At 62.0% G+C, this 24,776-nt stretch carries 23 protein-coding genes; 13 read left to right on the forward strand and 10 right to left on the reverse strand.

Annotation, left to right across the window (positions count from 1 at the left end):
- Positions 1-5 precede the first annotated feature (5 nt).
- From CO656_RS16780 to CO656_RS16810, 7 genes are all read right to left on the reverse strand, one after another.
- Entirely contained in the window at positions 6-626 is a 621-nt protein-coding gene (locus CO656_RS16780) for a riboflavin synthase (protein WP_097526464.1), read from the reverse strand.
- On the reverse strand, positions 611-1,816 hold the full coding sequence (gene ribD / locus CO656_RS16785) for a bifunctional diaminohydroxyphosphoribosylaminopyrimidine deaminase/5-amino-6-(5-phosphoribosylamino)uracil reductase RibD (RefSeq protein ID WP_097526465.1): 1,206 nt from the start codon (positions 1,814-1,816) through the stop codon (positions 611-613). The genes CO656_RS16780 and ribD overlap by 16 nt, the downstream gene beginning before the upstream one ends.
- A 17-nt stretch (positions 1,817-1,833) precedes the next feature.
- Positions 1,834-2,307 (reverse strand): transcriptional regulator NrdR, encoded by a 474-nt coding sequence (gene nrdR, locus CO656_RS16790; protein ID WP_026612571.1) that lies wholly within the window; start codon positions 2,305-2,307, stop codon positions 1,834-1,836.
- A 12-nt stretch (positions 2,308-2,319) separates the two neighbouring features.
- Positions 2,320-3,615 carry a serine hydroxymethyltransferase gene (gene glyA / locus CO656_RS16795; protein WP_097526466.1) on the reverse strand — a complete coding sequence of 432 codons (1,296 nt, stop codon included), beginning with the start codon at positions 3,613-3,615 and terminating at the stop codon, positions 2,320-2,322.
- Between the two features lie 185 nt (positions 3,616-3,800).
- On the reverse strand, positions 3,801-5,129 hold the full coding sequence (locus tag CO656_RS16800; RefSeq protein ID WP_097526467.1) for a murein L,D-transpeptidase: 1,329 nt from the start codon (positions 5,127-5,129) through the stop codon (positions 3,801-3,803).
- 352 nt (positions 5,130-5,481) lie between these two features.
- On the reverse strand, positions 5,482-5,994 hold the full coding sequence (locus CO656_RS16805; protein ID WP_097526468.1) for a MarR family winged helix-turn-helix transcriptional regulator: 513 nt from the start codon (positions 5,992-5,994) through the stop codon (positions 5,482-5,484).
- 130 nt (positions 5,995-6,124) lie between these two features.
- Positions 6,125-6,562 carry a DUF6163 family protein gene (locus tag CO656_RS16810; RefSeq protein WP_097526561.1) on the reverse strand — a complete coding sequence of 146 codons (438 nt, stop codon included), beginning with the start codon at positions 6,560-6,562 and terminating at the stop codon, positions 6,125-6,127.
- 182 nt (positions 6,563-6,744) lie between these two features.
- Here CO656_RS16810 and hemB point away from each other — a divergent pair, with 182 nt between their 5' ends.
- The 4 genes from hemB to CO656_RS16830 all read left to right on the forward strand — a co-directional run bounded on the left by hemB (position 6,745) and on the right by CO656_RS16830 (position 10,171).
- The gene (gene hemB / locus CO656_RS16815; protein WP_097526469.1) at positions 6,745-7,758 is read left to right on the forward strand and encodes a porphobilinogen synthase; all 1,014 of its coding nucleotides are present in this window, start codon (positions 6,745-6,747) and stop codon (positions 7,756-7,758) included.
- Positions 7,759-7,835: 77 nt separating this feature from the next.
- Positions 7,836-8,300, forward strand: coding sequence for an RDD family protein (locus CO656_RS16820; RefSeq protein ID WP_037413959.1), 465 nt, complete (start codon positions 7,836-7,838; stop codon positions 8,298-8,300).
- Between the two features lie 176 nt (positions 8,301-8,476).
- Positions 8,477-9,256, forward strand: coding sequence for an arginyltransferase (locus CO656_RS16825; protein WP_097526470.1), 780 nt, complete (start codon positions 8,477-8,479; stop codon positions 9,254-9,256).
- A gap of 3 nt (positions 9,257-9,259) precedes the next feature.
- Positions 9,260-10,171, forward strand: coding sequence for a DMT family transporter (locus tag CO656_RS16830; RefSeq protein WP_097526471.1), 912 nt, complete (start codon positions 9,260-9,262; stop codon positions 10,169-10,171).
- An 18-nt stretch (positions 10,172-10,189) separates the two neighbouring features.
- Here CO656_RS16830 and CO656_RS16835 read toward each other — a convergent pair whose 3' ends face one another.
- Complete coding sequence (locus CO656_RS16835; protein WP_097526472.1) at positions 10,190-10,513, reverse strand: metalloregulator ArsR/SmtB family transcription factor; 324 nt, start codon at positions 10,511-10,513, stop codon at positions 10,190-10,192.
- Between the two features lie 143 nt (positions 10,514-10,656).
- Positions 10,657-12,933 carry a DNA topoisomerase IV subunit A gene (gene parC / locus CO656_RS16840; protein WP_097526473.1) on the reverse strand — a complete coding sequence of 759 codons (2,277 nt, stop codon included), beginning with the start codon at positions 12,931-12,933 and terminating at the stop codon, positions 10,657-10,659.
- A 380-nt stretch (positions 12,934-13,313) separates the two neighbouring features.
- Between parC and CO656_RS16845 the strand changes: the two genes are divergently transcribed.
- From CO656_RS16845 to CO656_RS16885, 9 genes are all read left to right on the forward strand, one after another.
- Positions 13,314-14,507: a hypothetical protein gene (locus tag CO656_RS16845; RefSeq protein WP_097526562.1), complete on the forward strand. Its 1,194-nt coding sequence runs from the start codon at positions 13,314-13,316 to the stop codon at positions 14,505-14,507.
- 196 nt (positions 14,508-14,703) lie between these two features.
- Positions 14,704-14,922, forward strand: coding sequence for a hypothetical protein (locus tag CO656_RS16850; RefSeq protein ID WP_037379841.1), 219 nt, complete (start codon positions 14,704-14,706; stop codon positions 14,920-14,922).
- A gap of 95 nt (positions 14,923-15,017) precedes the next feature.
- A complete protein-coding gene (gene groL / locus CO656_RS16855) occupies positions 15,018-16,646 on the forward strand; it encodes a chaperonin GroEL (RefSeq protein WP_037413945.1) in 1,629 nt (542 codons plus the stop codon).
- 234 nt (positions 16,647-16,880) lie between these two features.
- Positions 16,881-17,807 (forward strand): helix-turn-helix domain-containing protein, encoded by a 927-nt coding sequence (locus CO656_RS16860; RefSeq protein WP_037413942.1) that lies wholly within the window; start codon positions 16,881-16,883, stop codon positions 17,805-17,807.
- Positions 17,808-17,914: 107 nt separating this feature from the next.
- A complete protein-coding gene (locus tag CO656_RS16865) occupies positions 17,915-19,426 on the forward strand; it encodes an alpha-N-arabinofuranosidase (RefSeq protein WP_097526474.1) in 1,512 nt (503 codons plus the stop codon).
- A 247-nt stretch (positions 19,427-19,673) separates the two neighbouring features.
- On the forward strand, positions 19,674-20,774 hold the full coding sequence (gene ugpC, locus CO656_RS16870) for a sn-glycerol-3-phosphate ABC transporter ATP-binding protein UgpC (RefSeq protein WP_037413938.1): 1,101 nt from the start codon (positions 19,674-19,676) through the stop codon (positions 20,772-20,774).
- Positions 20,767-21,702 carry a sugar ABC transporter permease gene (locus tag CO656_RS16875; protein ID WP_037413935.1) on the forward strand — a complete coding sequence of 312 codons (936 nt, stop codon included), beginning with the start codon at positions 20,767-20,769 and terminating at the stop codon, positions 21,700-21,702. The genes ugpC and CO656_RS16875 overlap by 8 nt, the downstream gene beginning before the upstream one ends.
- Complete coding sequence (locus tag CO656_RS16880; RefSeq protein ID WP_037413933.1) at positions 21,699-22,550, forward strand: carbohydrate ABC transporter permease; 852 nt, start codon at positions 21,699-21,701, stop codon at positions 22,548-22,550. The genes CO656_RS16875 and CO656_RS16880 overlap by 4 nt, the downstream gene beginning before the upstream one ends.
- Before the next feature lie 80 nt (positions 22,551-22,630).
- A complete protein-coding gene (locus tag CO656_RS16885; RefSeq protein WP_097526475.1) occupies positions 22,631-23,956 on the forward strand; it encodes an extracellular solute-binding protein in 1,326 nt (441 codons plus the stop codon).
- A gap of 212 nt (positions 23,957-24,168) precedes the next feature.
- Here the strand turns inward: CO656_RS16885 and CO656_RS16890 are convergent, their stop codons facing one another.
- Positions 24,169-24,549: a rhodanese-like domain-containing protein gene (locus CO656_RS16890; RefSeq protein WP_097526476.1), complete on the reverse strand. Its 381-nt coding sequence runs from the start codon at positions 24,547-24,549 to the stop codon at positions 24,169-24,171.
- Positions 24,550-24,776: the final 227 nt, after the last annotated feature.

Here is a 24,776-nt window from a genome sequence, read left to right on the forward strand (position 1 = left end):
GACCATCATTCCCCCTTCGGAGCGGGAAACTCGGCAAGCCGGGCCGCATAGCGCGCCATCGTATCGACCTCGAAATTGACGAAATCGCCGGCCTGGCGTTCACCCCAGGTGGTGACCTCGAGCGAATGGCGGATCAACAGCACGTCGAACTCGGCGCCATCGACCCGATTGACCGTCAGCGACGTCCCGTCGAGCGCCACCGACCCTTTTGGCGCGACGAAGCGGGCGAGATGTTCCGGTGCCCGGAGCCGGAAGCGCACCGCATCGCCCTCCGCCTCGACGGCGAGGATTTCCGCCTGGCCGTCCACATGGCCGGAGACGATATGCCCGCCGAGCTCGTCGCCAATCTTCAGCGAGCGCTCGAGATTGATACGCGTCCCCTCCTGCCAGCCGGAAATGGTCGTCAGTCTCAGGGCCTCCTCCCAGGCCTCGACCTCGAACCAGCGCTCGTTGCTGCCGGTCTCCGGCAGTGCCGTCACCGTCAGGCACACGCCGGCATGGGCGATCGAGGCGCCCATGCCGATCGTCTTCGGATCATAATTGGTGGCGACGCGAAGCTTGAGGCCCTCTTTGAGCGCCGTGATCTTCGCCACCGTACCGATATCGGTGATTATGCCTGTGAACATGCGGTATCTCTTTCGTAATCGTCGAAAATATCATCGCCGTAACGGGCGCTGCGCTTGAGCGAGAACCCCGCGGGTACGGTCGTCCGATCAAATGGGGATCGAATGCCGCCTTCGCCAATGGCCGACGGACCCGAATAGAGCAGGATGCGATCGACGAGATCCGCATCGAGAAATTGCCGCGCCGCCCGCGCCCCGCCTTCCACCAGAAGCGAGGAAATGCCGCGCGAGGCAAGGGCGGTCAACAGATCGGAGACGGTATCGGCGTTCAGCACCTCCACGCCCGCGGCTTCGAGAGCCGCGCGGCGGATAGCCGTATCACCCCCTCTCCCCGCGAACGGGGCCGGGGTCAGGGGCAATGGAGCAAGTTCGACCTGCCCCTCATCCGCCCTTGGGGCACCTTCTCCGCGCTCGCGGGGAGAAGGAAGGCCGGCGTCACCTGCGACGATGATCAGTGGAACTTGCCGCGCCGAGCGCACGAGCTTGGAGTTAAACGGCAGATCGAGACGGCGATCAAGGACGATCCGCACTGGCGAGCGCTCTTCAAGCCCGGGCAACCGAACCGTGAGTTCCGGATCGTCGGCATTTGCCGTGCCGACCCCGACGAGGATCGCATCGGTCTCGGCTCGTAATACCTGGACCTGGGCGCGCGAGACCGAACCGGTGATCCTGACCTGCCCTTCGCCCTTTCGGCCGATCATGCCGTCGGCAGAAACTGCAAGCTTCAGAGTCACATATGGGCGTTTCATGCGCTGGCGCATGAGGTAGGCCTCGAGGACGCGCTCGCCTTGCTCATGGAGAACGCCGATGTCGACATCGATGCCGGCGTCGCGCAGCATCACCCCCCCGCGGCCGGCGACCCGCTCGTCGGGATCGACAAGGCAGACGACAACGCGAGCAACGCCCGCGGCAATCAGCGCATCGGCGCAGGGCGGCGTCCTGCCGTGATGCGAACAGGGCTCGAGGGTGACATAGGCGGTCGCCCCCCTCGCCTGCTCGCCGGCATCGGCGAGTGCTTGCGTCTCGGCATGCGGGCGTCCGCCCGCCGCCGTCACGGCCCGCCCGACGATCGTTCCGTCCTTGACGACAAGGCAAGCGACGGAAGGATTTGTGGAGGTCAGACCAAGATTGCGACGGGCGAGGCGCAGCGCCGCCGCCATGAATCTCTCGTCCTCACGCGTCGGCCCGCCCATGCGCTTCTCCGCCAGAGCTACTCGCTCGGATCGCGCGCGATCTTGGCGCTGATCTCGGCAATGACCTTTTCGAAATCCTCGGCGTGGGAGAAATCCCGATAGACGGATGCGTATCGCACGAAGGCGACGTCGTCGAGGCTCTTCAGGGCCTCGAGCACCTGGAGACCGATTTCTTCCGAGGGAATCTCGGTCTCGCCGGAGCTTTCGAGACGGCGGACGATGCCGGATACCGCCCGCTCGATACGATCGCGATCGACCGGGCGCTTGCGCAGCGCGATCTCGAAGGATCGCAACAGCTTGTCCCGGTCGAAAGGCACCTTCCGACCGGTCTTCTTGATGATCATCAGCTCACGCAGCTGCACCCGCTCGAAGGTCGTGAACCGGCCGCCGCAGTCCGGGCAGATGCGGCGGCGGCGAATGGCGTTCCCGTCCTCGGCCGGACGGGAATCCTTCACCTGGCTGTCTTCAGAACCGCAATAGGGGCAGCGCATGCAACCTTCCGATCACATGTAGCCGTACATCGGGAAGCGGTCGGTAAGCTTCACCACCTTTTCGCGGACGGCGGCTTCGACGGCGGCATTGCCCTCGTCGGAGTTTGCGGCCTTGAGGCCGTCAAGCACTTCGACGATCAATTCGCCGATTTCCTTGAATTCCGCCTCCTTGAAGCCGCGCGTCGTGCCGGCCGGCGCGCCGAGGCGAACGCCCGAGGTGACGAAGGGCTTTTCCGGGTCGAAGGGGATGCCGTTCTTGTTGCAGGTGATGTAGCCGCGACCGAGCGCCGCCTCGGCACGCTTGCCCGTGGCATTCTTCTTGCGCAGGTCGACGAGCATCAGGTGGTTATCGGTGCCGCCGGAAACGATGTCGAGGCCATTGGCCTTCAGCGTTTCGGCGAGCGTACGCGCATTCTTGACGATCTGAGCCGCATAGTCCTTGAAGGAAGGCTGCAGCGCCTCGCCGAACGCAACGGCCTTGGCGGCAATCACATGCATCAGCGGACCGCCCTGCAGGCCCGGGAAGACGGCCGAGTTGATCTTCTTGGCGATGTCCTCGTCATTGGTGAGGATCATGCCGCCGCGCGGGCCGCGCAGCGACTTGTGCGTCGTAGTCGTCGCGACGTGGCAGTGCGGGAACGGCGAAGGATGCTGGCCGCCGGCGACGAGGCCGGCAATATGGGCCATGTCGACCATCAGCCAGGCGCCGATTTCATCGGCGATCTCGCGGAAGCGCTTCCAGTCCCAGATGCGCGAATAGGCGGTGCCGCCGGCGATGATCAGCTTCGGCTTGTGCTGGCGGGCCTTCTCGGCGAGGTCGTCCATGTCGAGCAGGTGATCGTCTTCGCGCACGCCGTAGGAAACGACATTGAACCACTTGCCCGACATGTTGACGGGCGAACCATGGGTCAGGTGACCGCCGGAGTTGAGGTCGAGACCCATGAACGTATCGCCCGGCTGCAGGAGCGCCAGGAACACCGCCTGGTTCATCTGCGAACCGGAATTGGGCTGCACGTTGGCGAAATTGACGCCGAACAGCTTCTTGGCACGATCGATCGCCAGTTCCTCGGCGATGTCGACATATTGGCAGCCGCCGTAATAGCGCTTGCCCGGATAGCCCTCGGCATATTTGTTGGTCATGATCGAGCCCTGGGCCTCGAGCACAGCGCGCGACACGATGTTCTCGGAGGCGATCAGCTCGATCTCATGGCGCTGGCGGCCCAGCTCCTTTTCGATCGCACCGAAGATTTCCGGATCGCTATCGGCGAGAGAGCGGTTGAAGAAGGCGTCATTGGTCTGTGGAAGCATGGGCTCGCGGCTCCTCTCAAGGGTGGCTGTTCCTTTAGCTTCCTCGCACGCCGAGAGCAATATCCGCTGTGCGGTTTGCGTCATTTCCACGATCCGCCGCGCCCAAACACCGCTGGCGCCAATCATGCAAAAGGCCGCGCATCCTGGAGATGCGCGGCCTTTTGCAATTGAACGCGGGACTTTGCTTATTGCGGCAGGGCGTCGGCGTCGATCGAGCCCGGCGATTGCTCGACTCCGGTCGTCGTCTGGAGGGCGAGCTCCGCCGCGCCGTCGCGCTGGTAGATATCGTCGCGGAACTGGACGACACGGTCCTTTGCCGACCAGGCGGTGATGTAAGTGAAATAGACCGGCACCTCTTCGGCAAGCTTGATCGGCGTGTTGACGCCCGACTTGATGGTCGCCTCGATCTGCTGGCGCGACCAGCCGGGCGTTTCCTTGAGCAGCCAGGTGGAGAGGTCGCGGACATTCTGCACGCGCACGCAGCCCGACGATTCGAAGCGCATCAGCTTGTTGAACAGGCCCTGCTGCGGCGTGTCGTGCATGTAGACCGAATGCTCGTTGTGGAAATTGATCTTGGTCGAGGACATGGCGTTGATCTTGCCCGGGTCCTGACGGAACATCAGGTTCGGCGCCTTCTCCGCATTCCAGTCGACGGTTTCAGGAGACACCTCGTTGCCGCTGCCGTCGAAGAGGCGGATGGCGTTGCGCTCGAGATAGGTCGGGTCCTTGCGCATCAATGGCATGATGTCCTTCTGGACGATCGATCGCGGCGCGGTCCAATAGGGATTGAGGATAACCTCGTAGATCTTCGAATTGAGGATCGGCGATTGGCGGTCGATCTTGCCCACGACCGCAGCATGACGCAGCACGACGCGACCGTTCTCGACCGCCTCGATATAGGCGGCGGGAATGTTGACCATGACATAGCGCCGACCGAGATCGCCCGACATCGACTGAAGTCGCACGAGGTTGGTCTCGAGCTGGGCCAGCCGCGTCGCGGCGTCGACGTTCAGGGCCTTGAACGTATATTCGCCGATCACGCCATCCGCCGGCAGGCCGTGGCGTGCCTGGAAGCGCTTGACCGCGCCGTCGACATAGGAGTCGAAGGAGGAGGAAATCCCGGCGGACTGCGGCAGGTCGCCGGAGATCATCAGGCGCTGACGCAACTGCTGCACGGAGGGATCGGTGACGCCGAGCTCCAGCTTTACCCCGGTCTGCGGAACCTGGGGCCAACCGCCGGCGGCAACGATCTGCTGATAGTCGAAGATGGCCTGCTGCACATGGCCGATGGTCTGGGGGCCGAAAACCGGCGTGTTGGAGAGGACTGCCGTCGCGGTGCGAGAGGCCTTGGCGTCAAACTGGTCGTCCCAGGAGCCGCGGCGCGGCGAATTGATGAGCTCGCCCAGGGCGTCCTGGGCACTCGCGGAGCCTGCCCATGCGGCGGCACCGATCGTAGCGGCCGAACGCAGAAACGCGCGGCGCGAGAGAGCATCAATTCCGTTCTTTTTCGACATAGTCCCTACCATCTCAAGGCGCTGAAGCGCGCGCTGCCCGAGCCCTAGCACAAACGTGGTTAACAAACGTAAACCCGCGTGCCACCCCGGCCCTCAAGTTGCTTTCACGATCGTGCGAGCGAGAGCCATTCCAGCAGGTCGGACGAAAACGAATCGCCGCGATAAACGCCATTGCGCACCTGCCGCATCTTAAGCGTCGCTGTCATAGCAATATGGCCAATTCGTGTCTCGGCACTGCCGGGCGACCTGCGGGCAGGCTTTGCTACGACAATTCGGCCGGGAAAAGTCGGCAAGGATCGGACACGCAGGGATTGCGCCCGACCCTTGAAACTGGAGGTTGTTATGCCTGCAGTTACAGGCGATACATGATGCTGTCGTTCCAGAAGCGATCGAGGCGCTGCAGGAGCTTGTTCATCTGAGTGAACTCATCAGAACCGATGCCGCCGACCTTGTGGATAGAACCGATATGGCGCTCGTAGAGCTTGGCAACGGTTTCGGCAATCTCCTGGCCGTCTTCCGTCAGGCTGATGCGCACCGAGCGGCGGTCGATGCGGGAGCGCTGATGGTTGATGAGGCCAAGATCGACGAGCTTCTTGACGTTGTAGGATACGTTAGAACCGAGATAGTAACCACGCGAACGAAGCTCGCCGGCGGTCAGTTCGGAGTTGCCGATGTTGAACAGCAGCAGCGCCTGGACGGCGTTGACGTCGCTGCGGCCCTGCCGGTCGAACTCGTCCTTGATGACGTCGAGCAGACGGCGATGCAGACGCTCGACGAGGTGAAGGGATTCCATGTAGAGACCACGGATCGTCTCTTCCTGCGGGTCCCGGGGTGCAGCTACCTGCGGCTTCATCTTGGTGTTCATTTTCGTGCCTCACTGTTTCGTTTGGCGGTGTTTCTTTGTCTTCCCGCCTTGAGTGAGACCCTATCGAATACGTATAAAATTCTACTTAAACCGCAGCCTTAACATGTACTTACCATCCGCGGAGCCTGTCTCAGGGTGAATCAACCCTTACCTGCTGCGCCTGGCGCAGGCGCTGCCAGAAGAGCGCCGCACGGAAAAGAATGAAGGTCGCCGCGACCGCCCCGTGGAGCAAGAGGAGCAGCGGACGGGCCCCGAGCATGCCTGGATAGAATTCGAGCATGGCTACCTCGATGGTCGCCGCGAGCACCCAGATAACCGGTCCCCAGGAGACGAGCAACCAAAGCCCGATGGCAGCGACCGGATAAAGGACGGCAAGCGCGGTCGCGGCGGCGCGCCACTCTGGCGCCAGCAAATCGAAACGCCCGGCGCCGCCGTGGGAAAAGCCGATCAGCATCGCCCAGTAGTTCAGCGCAAACCAGAAGCAGGAGGCCGAGACCAGTCGCAGGAACCAGCCGAACAGCACTTCGGTGAGCGATGGCTTCGGGACATGAACAGAATCGTGAAGCATGGCCGGCAAGATAGGCCGAGTGCCGGCAATCCACCAGCGCAAAGCAGGAAAGTCCGCCCCGAGCGGCTCACTCGCGGGAGGAAATGCCGCAGCCGTCCTCCCGCAACGCCGTTTTCAATCGACCGGGGCGCATGATAAACCGCCTTCGACCAACGCAGTGAAAGAAGAAGGAAGCGGGCGCGATGAACGACAGGACAAATCTTGTGGACAGGATCACTGGACACCGTCGCATGCGCCGCAACCGCAAGGCGGACTGGACGCGCCGCCTAGTGCAGGAGAACCGCTTGACCGTGGACGACCTGATCTGGCCGATCTTCATCGTGCCGGGCAGCGGCATCGTTCAGCCGATCGACGCGATGCCCGGCGTCAACCGCATGAGCGTCGACAAGGCCGTCGAGGCGGTGAAGGAGGCGGCCGATCTCGGAATTCCCGCCGTCGCCACCTTCCCGAACATCGAGATGGAGCTCCGCAACGAAACCGGTTCGAACAGCCTTGCCCCCGACAACCTGATCAACCAGGCGACGCGGGCGATCAGGAGCGCCGTTCCGAATATCGGCGTCATCACCGATGTGGCGCTTGATCCTTTCACCAGCCACGGTCACGACGGCATCCTGCGCGGCGGCGAGATCGTCAATGACGAGACGGTGGAAGCGGTGGCGCGCGCGGCAGTAATGCAGGCGGATGCCGGCTCCGACATCATCGCACCTTCCGAAATGATGGACGGACGGGTCGGCGCCATCCGCGAGGCGCTCGATGCGGCAGGCCACCAGAATGTCGGCATCATGTCCTATGCGACGAAATTCGCCTCCGCCTTCTATGGCCCCTATCGCGAGGCGATCGGCACCGGCGGGCTGCTGAAGGGCGACAAGAAGACCTATTACATCGATCCGGCCAACGGCACCGAAGCGATCCGCGACGCCGCGCTCGACGTCGAGGAAGGCGCCGACATGCTGATGGTGAAGCCCGGTCTGCCCTATCTCGACATCTGCTGGCGGATGAAGGAAGCCTTCGGCTTGCCGGTCTTCGCCTACCAGGTCTCGGGCGAATACGCGCAGATCAAGGCGGCGGCGGCGAATGGATGGATCGACGGCGAGCGCATCATGCTCGAGACGCTGCTTGCCTTCAAGCGCGCCGGCTGCGACGGCATTCTCAGCTATTTCGCCGTCGAAGTGGCAAGGATGCTGGCAAAGCGATGAGCGGCCGGTTCGCACGACAGACGCATTGTTTTGTCGAATACGGTCCCCATATGTGAGCGAAACGATGCGAGGCTGACATGAGCATGCATAACCAGGAACTCCGACTTCCGAGCCAGGACTGGCGCGCTTACCAGGGTGTCCTGTCGCGCCGGGTGTTCGCCTTCATTGTCGACTATCTGATTGTCGCGCTCCTGTGGATCCCGGCTGCGGTCGTCGTCTTCTTTTTGGGCATCCTGACGCTCGGCCTCGGATTCTTCCTCTATCCGGTGCTCTTCGCGCTGGTGGCGATGCTGTATTTCGGGCTGACGGTCGGCGGCCGCGAGCAGGCATCGCTCGGCATGCGGATCATGGGCGTTGCGATCGCCCGGACGGACGGCCGGCCGATGGATTTCCTGACCGCAATCGTACATCTCGCGATCTTTTGGATCGCCAATGCGCTGTTGACGCCGCTCGTCCTGCTGATCGGATTGTTCACGGATCGCGGCCGATTGCTGCACGACCTTCTGATCGGCACCGTCGGCGTCCGCCGAGACATGTATTGACGGTGGCGGGACGAGAACACCGTTTCAACGTCGAATTGAATTCAGGCAGAGCCGAATCGACGTCCCCAGAAATTGTTGGCACTTGCTCGTTCCTCGCCGAACGCGTGTGTTGACGTTTTTCATTCTTCGGCCATCCTATTGCAGAGTAACCTCGCGAAGAGTGATCCCCGCGCTCGATGAACACGCAGACCACACAGTCTCCGCAATTCTATCTGACCGCGCCGGCAGCCTGTCCCTATCTGCCCAGCGAGATGGAACGGAAAGTCTTCACGCACATGGTGGGCGAGCGCGCACCCGAGCTGAATGATCTTCTGACCCAGGGCGGTTTCCGCCGCTCGCAGAACATCGCCTACCGCCCGGCCTGCGAAACCTGTCGCGCCTGCATCTCGGTGCGCATCCTAGCCAACGAGTTCATGCCCACCCGCTCCATGCGCCGGGTGCTCGCCGCCAATCACGACGTGGTCTCGACCGAGTACCCTGCCGAGCCATCGAGCGAGCAATACAACCTCTTCCGCCGCTATCTCGATTGCCGGCACCAGAGGGGCGGCATGTCGGACATGTCGGTTCTCGACTACGCGATGATGGTCGAGGACACCCATGTACACACGAAAATCATCGAATACCGGTTGCGGTCCGAGGGCGACGGCATCAGCGAGAAGGCCAAAGGTCCGCTGATCGCCACGGCGCTCACCGACCGGATGGGCGATGGGCTGTCGATGGTTTATTCCTTCTTCGACCCCGGTCTCGCAAACCGTTCGCTCGGAACCTTCATGATTCTCGACCATATCCGCCGGGCGAAGGAACGCGGCCTTCCGCACGTCTACCTCGGATATTGGGTCAAGGGCTCCCGCAAGATGGGGTATAAAACAAAGTTTTTGCCGCAGGAGCACCTTATGGCCCGCGGTTGGGAGCGCTATGCTGGCGGACAAGACCTCCCCGAAACCGCCACGGATTAAGAATTGACCCCCTCCTCTGACGCCGCGCGGCACCGACGCGGCCTTGCCATCACCGGCCTCGGCGGCCTTGCGCTTTCCTTCGACATCCCGCTGATCCGTTCCGCAGACGGCGAGGTATGGTCGATTCTCGCCGTGCGCAGCCTGTCGACCTTTGCGGTGGCGATCGCCGCCTGGTTCTTCATCAATCGCATCCTGGGCCGCCACATTGCCTTGATCCCCGGCAAGGCCGGGCTGATCGCCGGCCTTTTCTACGGCATCAATTCCTTCACCTTCCTGCTCGCGGTGTTCAACACATCGACGGCAAACGTCGTCTTCATCCTCGCCTTCACTTCGATGTTCGCGGCAATCCTTTCCTGGATCTTCCTAAAGGAGCGGCCATCCAACGCCACATTGCTGACGATGGCGATCATGCTGCTCGGCGTCGGGGTGATCGTGCAGGACGGACTTGAGAGCGGGCACCTGTTCGGCGACGCCATGGCCGCCTGCTCTGCCTTCCTGTTGGCGAGTGCCATCACCATCAGCCGCGCCGATGGCAGGGACATGGCGCTTGTGCCGCTGACGACGGCGATCTTCCCGGCGCTCGCGGCGCTCACGCTTTTGCCGGCGAGCGGAATCGCGATCGCCGCGCCCGGCTACATTCTCTTCAACGGTCTGGTGATGATTCCCGTCGCCTTCTTCTGCCTGGCGACCGGGCCGCGTTATCTCTCGGCACCGGAAGTCGGGATGTTCTACCTGCTCGAGACGATTCTAGCGCCAATCTGGGTGTGGATCGTTTTTTCCGAGATGCCCACGTTCCAAACGCTCGTCGGCGGCGCCATCCTGATACTCGCTTTGCTCGGCCATTCACTCTGGCAGATGCGCAGCAAGGCGGCAAAGGCTCAGATTCCCTGTGCTGAATTGCCGTTCACCGGGTGACGTCGATCTGCCGTCCGGTCACTGCGGACTGACGGGAGCGGAACCCGTGTCCTCGATCTGCGAGCGCATCGCCCAGAGTTCGCGATTGGTGTTGATCCATTCCGCCGCGACCTCCAAAGGGGTTGGATCGGCGGCGATAAACTCTCCGTTGTCCTGGCGCCGGCGGGTAATCAGCCCCGCCTCCTCCAGAATCACCACATGATTCGACAGCTCGTCCTGTTCGGCGCCGACCGCACTGGCCACGTCCGCAACGGAGCTTTCACCGGCAAACAGGACTTCGAATATGCGGCGGCGTGTGGGATCGGCAAGTGCCAACAAGGTATCGTCAAGGGCCGAGATCATCGCATTCCTCTCTCAGGCGCATCATTGGGCAAATCGCGGCCGATTTAAGGAAACAGCAAAGAGTTGCAGCGGCTGGTGGAAAAGACCTGAAAGCTGTGGATAACCAAGCCGCCGAACGAACGATCCACTGCCAGGTCCGGCAATCAGCCGCTGAACCGGCCACTCCGCGGGAAGCCCTTCGGCACGACGCGTCCGGCGCCGGCGCGGTCGCCCTGCCACTCCATCAACTCGTCCTTGCTCTTCGTGAAGACACGACCGGCGCTGTCTTCCCAGGACAGCCCCTCGGCCATGGTGAAGCAGCGGATATCGGAAATGCCGCCGTCCTTGTAGCGCTGCAGGCGCACGCCCTTGCCGCGGGCCATTTCGGGTATCTGCACCAGCGGGAAGACCAGCATCTTGCGGTTGTCGCCGACGACGGCAACGTGATCGCCCTTGACCGGGACGACGAGCTTTGCCTCGTCCGGCATCACGACGTTCATCACCTGCTTGCCTTTGCGGGTATTGGCAACGATGTCGCTTTCGATGACGACGAAGCCGTTGCCGGCGGCGGACGAGACGACAAGCTTGCGGGCCGGATCGTGGACCAGAGCCGTCAGCACGTCCTGGTCGTTTTCCATATCGACCATGATGCGCAGCGGCTCGCCATGGCCGCGGCCGCCCGGCAATTTGTCGCCGCCAAGCGTATAGACCTTGCCGCCGGTGGTGAAGACGAGGATCTTGTCGGTCGTCTGGGCCGGAAACGCCACCTTCAGGGCATCGCCGTCCTTGAACTGCAGCGCAGACGTGTCGGAGATGTGCCCCTTGAGCGCGCGGATCCAGCCCTTTTCCGAGATGACCACGGTGATCGGTTCCTTCTCGATCATTGCCTGCTGGATAGCTTCCACGTCCGCGTCGGGCGCGTCCGCGAAAGTGCTGCGGCGCTTGCCGAGCTCGGTCGCCTTGGCGAACTTCTTCTTCACCTCGCCGATCTCCCAGGCGACCGCCTGCCACTGCTTGTCATCGGAAGCGAGCAGCCCCTCGATTTCCGCCTTCTCCTTCGACAGCGCGTCGAATTCGGTGCGGATCTCGAACTCCTCTAGCTTGCGCAGCGAGCGCAGACGCATGTTGAGGATTGCTTCGGCCTGGACATCGGTCAGCGAGAAACGCTCGATCATCACCGCCTTCGGTTCATCCTCCTCGCGGATGATCCGGATCACCTCGTCGATGTTGAGATAGGCGACGAGATAGCCGCCGAGGATCTCGAGCCGCCGGTCGATCGCGGCAAGCCGATGGCGGGAACGCCGCTGCAACACCTCGCGGCGATGTGCCAGCCATTCGCTCAGCACCTCGTTCACCGCCATGACGCGCGGAACGCGGCCCATCGACAGCACGTTCATGTTGAGCGGAATGCGGCTTTCGAGCTCGGTCAGCTTGAACAGCGATTCCATCAGGATATTGGCATCGACGGAGCGGCTCTTCGGCACGAGCACGACGCGGACGTCCTCCGCCGATTCGTCGCGGATGTCTTCGAGCAGCGGCAATTTGCGGGCGATCAGGAGCTCGGCGATCTTTTCGATCAGCCGCGACTTCTGGACCTGATAGGGAATTTCCGTAACGACGATCTGATACCCGCCGCGCCCCAGGTCCTCGACACTCCAGCGGGCGCGGACGCGGAAGCCGCCGCGGCCGGTGCGGTAGGATTCGAGCATGCTGGCGCGGCTTTCGACGATGATGCCGCCGGTCGGAAAATCCGGCCCCTCGATGCCGCCGCGCTGCGGATTGGCCGGATCGAAGAGCAGTTCCTCCACCGTCGCCTTCGGATGACGGATCAGATAGAGGGCCGCATCGCAAAGCTCATGCGCATTGTGCGGCGGAATGGATGTCGCCATGCCGACCGCGATGCCCGATGCGCCGTTGGCGAGAAGGTTCGGAAAGGCGCCGGGAAGGACGACCGGCTCCTGATCCTCCTCATTGTAGGTCGGGCGGAAATCGACCGCATCCTGGTCGATGCCCTCGAGCAGCAGGGCCGCGACGTCGGTCATCTTCGCTTCGGTGTAACGATAGGCTGCGGCGTTGTCGCCGTCGATATTGCCGAAGTTGCCCTGCCCGTCGACGACCGGATAGCGCTGCGAGAAGTCCTGGGCGAGCCTGACCAGCGCATCATAGACCGACTGGTCGCCGTGCGGGTGGAACTTGCCGATGACGTCGCCGACGATACGGGCGCATTTCTTGAACGAGGAATTGGGTCGCAAGCCCATCTCGCTCATCGCGTGGATGATACGGCGATGGACCGGCTTCAATCCGTCGCGGACATCCGGCAGCGCGCGATGCATGATGGTCGACAGTGCGTAGGCGAGATAGCGCTCCTCGAGCGCCGCCTTGAGGTCAACCGGCTGAATGTTGTCGTTCCCGCCAGACGGCGGCAAAAGGCTTTGTCCCATGCCTCCTTGCTACCGCAACCGGCCCGCCGCGGCAAGAATCGGGGCCCACCACGCTGTGGAGAACGCGCCTCAGGCACTTGCCTAAACCTCGAGTTGCAACCATGGATTTCCGCAGGTAATTTTCCGGAAAGCATGATCCGCGGGGAACATCCGCCATGCGACTCGGCGATATAAATTCGCCCGGTTTCGTATTAGGGTCGCACGGCAATTCGGTGGGTTGAGGATGGGGATCGATGCAAGAGCTCGTGCGCGGGGAGGCAGCGTCGCAGTTCCGTCTGCCGCGCAGCGCTTCCGATGAGCTCCGCGACGACCGCCAGAAATCACCGCAGCAGGCCTTGCAAACAACCAGCAGTCCAACATTTCTCACAAGGAACAACGCAATGATGCATACGTGCAAGATCCGCCTGATGATGGCCAGCGCCGCCCTCCTCACGCTTGCCGGCCCGGCCTTCGCCCTGGACGGCGCGGACATGATGAAGAAACTGAGTGCCGCGCTCGAGGTGAACGGTACCTCGCTCGCCTTCGACAAGGCCGAGGCGGACGGTGACGTCGTGACGGCAAGCGGCGTCAAGCTTCAGGTCGTGGCACAGCCAGGCGAAACGGTCGACATAGGCGATGTGACGTTCGAAGGCGTCGAGGAGACCGATGACGGAGGCTACTACGCCGAAACGGTTTCCTTCGCGGATGTCAATGTGAGCGAAAAGGAGGACAGCGCCTCCGTCAAGAATATCGCGATCGGCGGCCTCTCCATTCCCGGTAATGCATCCGGCGGCACGATCGACGACATTCTGCTCTATGAGTCGTTTGGCACTGGGCCGGTAGAGGTCAAGGTCAAGGGCAAGGACGTCTTCAAGATCGCCAGCATCGAGAGCAATCTCAGCCGGCAGGAAAACGATGCGGGCTTCGACTTCGACGCGACGATGGCCGGGCTATACGCTAATCTCTCCGAAGTCGAAGACGCCAAGGCGAAGGAAGCAATCGAGAAGCTCGGACTGAGGCAGATTGATGGCCAGGTGACGATGAAGGGAAGCTGGGAGCTGGAGAGCGGCAATCTCGCCGTCGATGAGTATGCCCTCGACTTCAAGAATGTCGGCCGGCTGAACATCGCCATGGATTTCTCAGGCTACACGCTCCAGTTCCTGAAGTCGCTGCAGGAGGCGAACAAGGCCGCGCAAGCCAATCCGAACAAGGAAGAGGCCAACCAGGCAATGGGCCTTGCCATGCTCGGCCTCATGCAGCAACTGACGTTCAACAGCGCCTCGATCCGCTTCGACGACGCCTCGATCACCAAGAAGGCCCTCGACTATGCCGGCAGCCAGCAGGGCGTCACCGGCGAACAGATTGCGCAGTCGCTGAAGGGCCTTGTGCCGATCATGATGGCGCAGTTGAACCTGCCGGAGTTGCAGAACCAGGTGTCGGCCGCGGTCAACGCCTATCTCGACGCGCCGAAGAGCCTGACGATCAGCGCCGAACCGGAAAAGCCCGTGCCGTTCCCGATGATCATGGGTGCCGCGATGGGCGCGCCGAACACCATTCCCTCGGTTCTCGGCGTCAAGGTGACGGCGAACGACTGACGCTTCCCGAAGCGCCACAAGCCGACGCAATGCGTACGGCTTTCGAATTCGAGCCCGGCGGATCCCGCCGGGCTTTTTTTTGCCGCCGCGTTCGATGTTATCATGCGACGCTTGATGCTCGCATGCGCCGGCCTATCTATTTCGACAGCCGGCAGTTTGTGCATTCCCGACCGTAGAAAACCGGAAGGAGGACGCAATGGGACTGAAGCATTCGGATATCACCGCCATACTCGGTCCGGTCGACGAGACCCTGATGGCCGAACTTCTGGCGACGGGCGCGACCGCCAGCGAGCTTGCCGAAGCGATCGCCTGGGTCAACAACGACGAGGCGCTGATCGGAGAGGGCCGGCATCTTCCGGCCGGCCGGGTTGCCGCCCTGATCGACATTCTGACACCCGAGGTCGACGAGGAGTGACGGCCGAAGCTTTCGCCCGCAGGTGCCGGCGTCAGGTCCGGCCGCGGACGGCCGGACGAGTGAGTATCTGATTTATCGTGTTGAGGGAGGGATACATGGCTGCCAAAGATGTCAAGTTCAACACCGATGCGCGCGACCGGATGCTGCGCGGCGTCGACATAATGGCCAACGCGGTTCGGGTCACCCTTGGCCCCAAGGGGCGGAACGTCGTCATCGACAAGGCTTTCGGCGCACCGCGGATCACCAAGGACGGGGTCTCCGTTGCCAAGGAGATCGAGCTGGAGGACAAGTTCGAGAATATGGGCGCGCAGATGCTCCGCGAGGTCGCCTCGAGGACCAGTGAAATCGCCGGCGACGGCACGACGACCGCGACGGTGCTGGCGCAGGCCATCGTCCGGGAGGGCGCGAAGGCCGTCGCCTCCGGCATGAACCCGATGGACCTGAAGCGTGGCATCGATCTCGCCGTCGATACGCTCGTCACCGAACTGAAAGGCAAGGCAAGGCAGGTTTCCAAGAACGAGGAGATCGCCCAGGTGGCAACGATCTCGGCCAATGGAGACGCGGAGATTGGGCGCTACCTTGCCGAGGCGATGGAGAAGGTCGGCAATGAGGGCGTCATCACCGTCGAGGAGGCCAAGACCGCCGAGATCGAACTCGAGGTCGTCGAAGGCATGCAGTTCGATCGCGGCTACCTATCGCCCTATTTCATCACCAACCAGGACAAGATGCGGGCGGAGCTGGAGGATGTCTACATTCTCATCCACGAGAAGAAGCTCTCCAACCTGCAGGCGATGATCCCGATTCTCGAAGCGGTGATCCAGGCCGGCAAGCCGCTGCTGATCATCGCCGAAGACGTCGAGGGCGAAGCCCTTGCGACGCTCGTCGTCAACAAGCTGCGCGGCGGGCTGAAGATCGCCGCCGTCAAGGCGCCCGGCTTCGGGGACCGCCGCAAGGCGATGCTGGAGGATATCGCCATCCTGACCGGCGGCACGGTGGTTTCGGAGGACCTCGGGATCAAGCTCGAAAACGTGACGATGGAGGCTTTGGGGCGCGCAAAGCGCGTCATGGTGGAGAAGGACGCGACCACCATCGTCGGCGGTGCCGGCGCCAAGGAGGATATCAGCGGCCGCGTCGCCCAGATCAAGGCGCAGATCGACGAAACCACATCGGACTATGACCGCGAGAAGCTGCAGGAGCGGCTTGCCAAGCTCGCCGGCGGCGTCGCGGTGATTCGCGTCGGCGGCTCGACGGAAATCGAGGTCAAGGAGAAGAAGGACCGCGTCGACGACGCGTTGCATGCGACGCGTGCCGCGGTGGAGGAAGGCATCCTGCCGGGTGGCGGCGTCGCATTGCTGCGCGTCGTCAAGGCGCTCGAAAACGTGGCGACGGCCAATGACGACCAGCGTGTCGGCGTGGAAATCGTCCGCCGCGCCGTCGAGGCGCCCGTGCGCCAGATCGCCGAGAATGCCGGCGCCGAGGGCTCGATCATCGTCGGTCAGCTCCGGGCGAAGACCGACTTCGCCTATGGCTGGAATGCCCAGACGGGAGAATTCGGCGACCTCTTCGCTATGGGCGTCATCGATCCGGCAAAGGTCGTGCGCGCCGCGCTGCAGGACGCAGCCTCCGTCGCCGGTCTTCTGGTGACGACGGAAGCGATGATCGCGGAGAAGCCGAAGAAGGAAAGCCAGGCGCCGATGCCGCCGGCACCCGGAATGGATTTCTAGTTACCGGCTTAACAGCGCCGGCGCAGCCGTCGTCGCAAGGCGCCGGCCGCGCGCCGGCGCCGTCCCACGGGCCCGCCTCCGTTCAGCCTGCACGGGCCGCCGCCTGCCCTGCCTTTGCCCTCCAAGAAACTTGCGATGGTAAGTGTCCCCGCGACATCTTGCTGGCGGTTGATTAGATCAGATTTTTTGATATGCATTGTCCAATTGCATTTCACTCCCGCCGACCGGAGCCCCATGAGCCGTAATTTTCTTGTCGTCGACCCCGAGGAAGGCATGCCCGTACTGAAAGGGCTCGCGTCGCCGGCAAGGGTCTCGGTGCTCAAGCTGCTGCACGAAAAGGGACCGCTGAACGTCAACGAAATTGCGGATGTTCTTGATCTGCCGCAGTCGAGCGTCTCGACCAACGTGCAGATATTGGAAGAGGCGGGACTTATCCGCACGGAGACACAGAGGGCGCGCAAGGGAAACCAGAAGGTCTGCCGCAGCGTCTATGACGAGATTCTCGTCGTCTTCAAGAATGAAATCAAGGAAACTGAACCGGACGCGATCGAAGTGTCGATGCCGCTGGGGCTCTATACGAGCTTCGAAGTGACTGCCCCCTGCGGCCTCTGCTCGGTTGACGGCATCGTCGGACTGCTCGATGTGCCCGACACGTTCCTCGATCCCGACCGGATGAAGGCAGCACTAATCTGGTTCACCCGCGGCTATGTGGAGTATCAGTTTCCGAACAATGCGCGCCTGGCGAACACCGGCATTCGCGAGGTCGAATTCGTCATGGAACTGAGCTCCGAGGTGCCGGGGACCAGCGCCGACTGGCCGTCCGATATCACCCTCACGATCAATGGGGTGGATATCGGAACCTGGACTTCCCCGGGTGATTTCGGCGACAAACGCGGCGTTTTCACCCCGGACTGGTGGAAGCTCAAAGGCTCGCAATACGGCAAACTCAAGAGTTTTCGGATCAATGACGATGGCTCCTTCGTCGACGGCCTGCGGATCTCCAACGTGAAGCTCGCCGAGCTGAAGCTCGAGCAACATCATTCGATCCGGCTTCGCGTCGGCGTCCGGGACGATGCCCGCCATCCCGGCGGCATCAACATCTTCGGCCGAGGCTTCGGCAACTACGATCAGGACATCGTGTTGCGCCTGAAGACGCGCTGAGCCCGCCCTGCCTACAGAATCCCACTACTTGACCTCCGGCCTCGCTTCCGTTTTACTCATCCCAATTTCTGATATAAATCATAAATCAGGATTTAGCGGAGGAAGCCATGAAGGCCGCGGTAACGGTGCACAGCAAGTTCACGATCTCGGACATCGATCCGCGTCTCTACGGGTCCTTCATCGAGCACCTCGGCCGCGCCGTCTATACCGGCATCTATGAACCCGATCATCCGACTGCCGACGAAAACGGCATGCGCCGGGACGTGATCGAACTCGTCAGGGAACTCAATGTGCCGATCGTGCGCTATCCGGGCGGCAACTTCGTTTCCGCCTATAACTGGGAAGATGGCATCGGCCCGAAGGAGAGCCGCCCGACTCGCCTCGATCTCGCCTGGCACACCTCGGAAAGCAACCAGGTCGGCATCCATGAATTCGCCGAATGGTGCGCGGCCGCCGATACTCAGATGATGCTCGCCGTCAATCTTGGCTCGCGCGGCCTCGACGAGGCCCGCAACTTCCTCGAATACGTCAACCACCCGGGCGGCAGCGAATGGAGCGACAAGCGCCGCGCCAATGGCCGCGAAGAGCCCTGGGATGTCAAGCTCTGGTGCCTCGGCAACGAGATGGACGGCCCCTGGCAGATCGGCCACAAGACGGCCGACGAATATGGCAGGCTGGCGCACGAGACCGCCAAAGCGATGCGCGCCTTCGACAACTCGCTCGAGCTCGTCGTCTGCGGCTCCTCCAACGCGCATATGCCCACCTACCCCGAATGGGAGGCAACCGTCCTCGACCACACCTATAACGAGATCGATTTCATATCGTTGCACATGTATTTCGAGAACCGCGCCAAGAACACCCCCAATTATCTCGCGCGCAGCATCGAGCTCGACAACTATATCGGCACGGTGGCCGGCGTGATCTCCTACATCAAAGCGAAGAAGCGCTCGACCAAGGAGGTCTACATTTCCTTCGACGAGTGGAACGTCTGGTACCACTCCAAGGAGCGCGACAAGGCGACCCTTGCGGGCGCCCATGGCTGGCCGCATGCGCCGGCGCTGCTGGAGGACCACTATAATTTCGAGGACGTGCTCCAGGTCGGCTGCATCCTCAATACCTTCATCAACCGCGCCGACGTGGTGAAGATCGCCTGCATGGCGCAGCTCGTCAACGTCATCGCCCCGATCATGACGGTGCCGGGCGGCCCTGCCTGGCGCCAGACGATCTTTTATCCCTATTATTTCGCTTCGATCTATGGCCGCGGAACGGCGCTCAAGCTGCTGGTCGACAGCCCCGCCTACAGCGTCGATGGCCTTGGCGAGGTGCCTTATCTCGATATTTCCGCCGTGCACGATGCACACAGAAACGCCGTGACGTTCTTCATCGTCAACCGGAATGGCAGCGAAGCGATCGACCTCGACGTCAGCCTCCTCGAGTTCGGGACAATGAAGATCATCGACGACCAAGTGCTCGCCCATTCCGACATCAACATCACCAACACCGCCGAGCAGCCCGCCAATGTGGGGCCGAAAAAAGGAGAAGGCGCCGCCTTTGCCGATGGAAAGCTCTGGGCGAGGATTGCGCCGCTGTCGTACCGGATGATCCGGCTGAAATCGTAAGCAGACTAAATCACATTTTTCGATACATATCGAAAATATATTGACAGAAGAATTGTATAATTTAACGTCGCGACACCGCTTCGACGTGCCGCTGGGAGGAAGAGATGGGAGCAAGAGCTTCTGTTTTGGCACTATCGTTGGTCAATCTGACCTCGCTGCCCGGGGGGAAAAAGCGCCGTTTTGCAGGAGGCCGGCCGAGCGTCGCACTCCGCGTTTGCGGTTCTGAAACCGGGCCCGGAGCCGCCGGATGACCGCCCATATCGAAATCCAGAATGTCAGCAAACGCTACGGCTCGCTGACCGTGCTCGACGGACTGTCGCTGACGATCAAGGCCAACGAGTTCATGGTCTTCCTCGGCCCTTCGGGCTGCGGCAAGTCAACGCTTCTGCGGATGATCGCCGGGCTCGAAAGCGTCGATGACGGTACGATCTCGATCAACGGCGAGCGCATCGACAACCTGCCGCCGGGCCAGCGCGACATCGCCATGGTCTTCCAGAGCTATGCGCTTTATCCGCACATGACGGTGGCCGACAACATGGCCTTTGGGCTGCGCAACATAGGCCTGCCGGCCGCCGTCATTTCCGCCCGCGTCGCAGAAGCCGCGCGCATGCTCGAAATCGGCCATCTCCTCGACCGCAAGCCCGGCCAGCTTTCCGGCGGCCAGCGCCAGCGCGTCGCGATCGGGCGCGCCATCGTCAAGGAGCCGAAGGCGTTCCTGTTCGACGAGCCGCTGTCGAACCTCGATGCGGCGCTGCGCGTGCGCACCCGTGTCGAGCTTGCCCAGCTTCGCAACCGGGTCAGATCGACGATGATCTTCGTCACGCACGACCAGATCGAGGCGATGACGCTCGCCGATCGCATCGTCGTGATGAACAACCGGAAGATCGAGCAGATCGGCACGCCGATGGAGATCTACTCGCGGCCGGCAAGCCGCTTCGTCGCCACCTTCGTCGGTTCGCCGACGATGAATTTTCTGCCGGTCGGCCTGTCGGGCGAGAACGGCTTCGCCCGCGCAAGGCTGCCGGACGGCACCGAGCTGCAGACGGCGATCCGTCTCGACGGCATCAATGGCGGCGAGCATTCGCTCGGCATCCGCGCCGAGGCCGTCAAACTCTCCAACGGAACCGCCGCGACGACGACGGGAAAGGTCGAGGTGATCGAGCGTCTCGGCGACCGCACCCTTCTGTATACGCGCCTTAAGGAGGGAAGCCTCATCATCGCCGAGGATGCCGGCAACAGCCGCGTCGCGATCGGCGACGAGGTCGCCCTAGCCCTCGATGGCGCCCGCTCGCACCTCTTCGACGCCGAAGGCCGGGCTCGGCACAACGAGGGCGTCGGCCATGGCTGAGGCGACACTTCCCGGCAGCGCGTCGGCCGCCAAGGCGGCAGCCCGGCAGGCGGTGCAGAACATCAATGCCCCGCTCTGGCGCAACGCGGCTTTCGTCGCGCCCTATCTGTTCTTCTTCGTGACGCTTCTTCTCGTGCCGCTCTTCTGGAGCGTATGGCTCAGTCTTCACAAGGCAGATGCTTTCGGAGTCGGGCGGTTCGTCGGTCTCGACAATTACCTTCGGCTCTTCCGGGACAAGATCTTCATCCAGTCGGTCGGCAACACCTTCTACTTCGTTTTCCTGACCGTCCCTGCCCTCGCCCTCATCGGCCTTCTGCTGGCACTCGCCCTTAATCGCAAGACAAAGTCTGCGGCCGCGCTCCGCGCCGTCTACTTCTCGTCGTCGGTCCTCTCCGTGACGATCGTGACGCTCATCTGGCGCATCGTCTTCATCGGCAATTTCGGCCTGCTCGCGACCATCTACGGCTGGTTCGGAGCGACCGCGCCCGCCTTTCTGTCGGACCCGAAGCTCACCATGATCGGAATTGCGATTGCGACCATCTGGTGGTGCATCGGGCTGCCGATGATGCTCTTTCTATCGGCCCTGCAACAGGTGCCGCAGGAAATCTACGAGGCTGCGGCGCTCGACAATGCGAGCCGGTGGCGAACGCTCTGGCACATCACCCTCCCCTCGATCCGGCGCACCTTCATTCTCGTGATCATCATCGAGATCGTCCTGCAGTTCCAGCTTTTCGGACAGGCGCGGCTGATGACGCAGGGCGGCCCGAACAACGTCTCGAAGCCGATCGTGCTCTACATCTACGAGGCCGCCTTCACCAAGTGGGACCTCGGCCTCGGCGCCGCGGCGTCCGAAATTCTCTTTATCCTGATCATGATCGCCGCCATGGCGCAGTATTTCATCTCTCGCCGCAGAGGAGAGGAAGGATGAGCTCCATGTCTTCGGACCGGATCGTCGGCCGCTCCACCGGCGACCGCATCATTCTCGTCCTGGTGATCGTTCTCGCGCTGGTCATGATGGCACCGATCGCCTGGGTCATAGCGCTGTCGCTCAAGGACAACAAGGAACTGATGACGGACATGAATTCCGTCTTCCATGCTCCCTATACGATCCACAACTACATCAACATCCTGGCGACGTCCTCGGTCTTCCGCTGGATCCTGAACAGCGTGATCGTGTCGGGCGGCCTCACCGTCATGACACTGGTTCTGTCGTCGCTCGCCGGCTACGGCTTTGCGCGGCTGAATTTCCCGTTCCGCAATGCGCTGTTCATCATCGTGCTGCTCGGCCTCGCCGTTCCGGAACAGGCGGTGCTGATCGCCCGGCATCAGCTCTTCAGCTGGCTGAAATTCCACAACACCTATCACGGGCTGATCCTGCCGGGCCTGGCCGCTCCCTTCGGCGTGTTCCTGATGACGCAATATTTCCGCGCCATTCCGAAGGAGCTCGACGAGGCGGCACTGCTAGACAATGCCAGCCGCTTCAAAATCTTCTGGAAGGTGCTCTTGCCGCTGACGATCCCGGCACAGGCAACCCTCGGCATCTTCACCTTCCTGTCGTCCTGGAACGACTATTTCTGGCCGCTGATCTCCGGCACCAAGAAGGAGATGTACACACTGACGATCGGGATCGCTTCGACGCAGACGAACTTCGCACAGTCGGAAGGCCTCGGATTCCTAATGTCGCAGGCGGTCTTTGCAGGAGCACCGATCCTTGTTCTCTACCTGTTTTTCCAGAAATACATCGTGACGGCCGTCTCCGGCGCCGCCGTGCGCTGAAGCCACCACCCATAGTGTCGCAACCGGCTCTCTGGGAGGGGAGCCAAGCCAGGGGCGAGGCCCCATGAGGAGGAGATAACATGACGCATAGCCTGAGGAAGTACATGCTGGCGGCCGCCTCGGCGCTCGCGCTCGCCGTCGCCACGCCTGCCCTGGCGGCAACCGAACTTACCGTGCAGCGCTTCTTCGGCGCCTGTGACGCGGAGTTCGGCACCAATACCGACGTCAGCAAGGCCGTCGGGGAATGCGGCATCATCACCTCGCTGATCAACAAGTTCAACGCCGACAACCCGGATGTGCATGTGACCGTGACCACCGTCGAATGGCCGGGCTACGACCAGCTGACGGCGCAGTTTGCGGCCGGCGACCCGCCGGACATCGTCACCGTCCACCACTCCGTGCTCGGCGACTACCAGTCCAAAGGCCTGTTGATGCCGCTTGACGATCTCCTGAAAACCGTTGGCGTCTCTCCCTCGGACTTCACCGACGCGAGCCTCAGCGGCGTCACCAAGGACGGCAAGATCTATGGCTTGCCGATCGACAACTGGACGATGCTGTTCCACATCAACCTGGACCTCTTCAAGAAGGCCGGCCTCGTCAATGCCGACGGCACGCCGAAGCTGCCGGCGAGCGTCGACGAACTCATGGCACAGGCCAAGCAGTTCAAGGAAAAGACCGGCAAACCCTATTTCGTCCAAAATCTCGCGAACGAAGTCGCGCTCTACACGCGCAACCTCTACACCTATCTTTTCCAGCAGGATTCCGATTTCTTCGCCGATCCCAAGCAGGTCAAGATGAATACGCCCGAGGCCAGGAAGGTCCTCGAGATGTACAAGGCGATCTACGACAACGACGACACCACGAAAGACCTGGACTACGCCGCCAGCATCAATGCCTTTCTCGCAGGAGAAGGCGGCGTGCATTTGAATGGAACGTGGGTGATCGGCGACTATACCGCCTCCTCGGAAACATCCGGCACCGCGCTCAACGCCGGCGGCTACGCGGTCTACCCCTATCCTCAGCTTTTCTCGGGCAAAAAGGCCCAATATGCCGACGGCCACAGCTGGGCCGTTTCGCAGAAGGACCGCACGCCGGAGGAAGAGGCGGCGATCGGCAAGTTCCTGAAGTTCTTCAACGACAATGACTACGAATGGTCGCGCACCGGCCACCTTCCGGCGGTTAAGGCCGTGCTTGAGTCGGACGCATTCAAGAAGCTGCCGCATCGCGATACGATCGCGCCGATCGCAACACTCGGCACGCCGCTGCCGTCGACCGTGCAGCGCCAGTTCGCGATTCAGGACATCATCGGCCAGGAAATGAATGCGGCGATCACCGGGCAGAAGGAGATCGACGCCGCTCTGGCAGACATGGAGTCCCGCATCAACGAGTTGCTCGCGAATATCTGAGGCGCGTTGCCCGCAACGCGGGCGCCTCGGACGGTCGCTATGGCACCTTGAGCTGCTGCATGCGTTGTCCTTTGTCGGTCCCGATCGGGGGAACCATGCAACAGCCGGAGCGGGATGGGGAACTCTTTCCGCCTCATCCCGCTCTGATCTGTTGCATGTTCATCGGCCGCGATTGCGGCCGGAATGGCCAAGGCTCGACAAGGACCTCACGGTCACGCGGGTTCCGTATCGATACCGGCGTCGGCCAGTTCCTTGAAGCCGCCGATGTTGAAAACCGCCGTATATCCCATGTCCTGAAGTGTCTTGCCCGCGAGTGCGGACCGGCCGCCGGAAGCGCAATGCAGAAGGATGGTCTTGTCCTTCTGAAAGGCCGGATTGTGGTATTGGCTCTCCGGATCTGCGCGAAACTCCAGCATGCCGCGCGAGACGTTCAACGCTCCCTTGATCCTGCCGGTCTGCTGGACTTCCGTCGGATCACGGACGTCCACGATGAGCACATCACCGGCGCGCATCTTCGCGGCGGCTTCGGCGGGAGACAATTTCGGGACTGCACTATTTGCTTCCGCCAGCAGATCCTTGACATTCCTTGCCATCATTCTTCTCCCATTGACGCGCTGCTACTGCATGTCTCCTTAAATCGACCTCAATTTAGGGACGAAGATACGCAGATTCAAAGTACTACAGCGACCTTTGCGCGTCTCGTAAAACGCGCGGCGCTGTGGTGAGCAGCGGCATAAGGGAACGCCTCAAGAGAATCCCTGTCAAGGCGAGCGGCCGGACGGCGTAGTTTCCCAAAGAAAAACCCGGCGAGTCGTCTCGC

Source organism: Sinorhizobium sp. FG01, from assembly GCF_002531875.1.
Classification (GTDB): Bacteria; Pseudomonadota; Alphaproteobacteria; order Rhizobiales; family Rhizobiaceae; genus Sinorhizobium; species Sinorhizobium fredii_C.